This is a genomic window from Liquorilactobacillus sicerae (assembly GCF_029916425.1).
GTDB lineage: Bacteria > Bacillota > Bacilli > Lactobacillales > Lactobacillaceae > Liquorilactobacillus > Liquorilactobacillus sicerae.
Map to the genome: position 1 here is coordinate 1 of NZ_JAHAVQ010000172.1, position 479 is coordinate 479.

1 protein-coding gene is annotated in these 479 nt (G+C 40.1%); it reads right to left on the reverse strand.

The genetic code is table 11. From position 1 onward, the window contains the following. The coding region (locus KH893_RS11835; RefSeq protein ID WP_281166283.1) for an SDR family oxidoreductase at window positions 1-479 on the reverse strand (479 nt) is incomplete at both ends.

Here is a 479-nt window from a genome sequence, read left to right on the forward strand (position 1 = left end):
TACCTGACCTGTAATATAGTCATTCTCTGCTAAAAAGACAGCCGCCTGGGCAACTTCATCAGGTGAACCAAAATCGCCTAAAGGAATCTGTTTTTTTAACTGTTCTTGATTTTTTTCAGCCAAAGCAGAAACCATATCGGTCGAAATCATACCCGGCGCGATCGCATTGCAGCGTACATGGCGACGAGCAGCTTCTCTAGCGAGTGTCTTTGTTAAACCGATTAAACCAGCTTTGCTGGCTGCATAATTAACTTGGCCGATATTGCCAATTAAAGCAACAACACTGGAAATATTGATAATGCTGCCCCTTTTTTGGTGGTACATTGTTTTAAGAGCTGGCTGAGTAACATTAAAACTACCAATTAAATTAGTTTTAATCGGCGCTTGGAAATCTTCTAAAGACATCCGATTAGCCAACATATCGCGGTTGATTCCGGCATTGTTAACTAAAACATCAATTTGATGAAAATGATCTATAG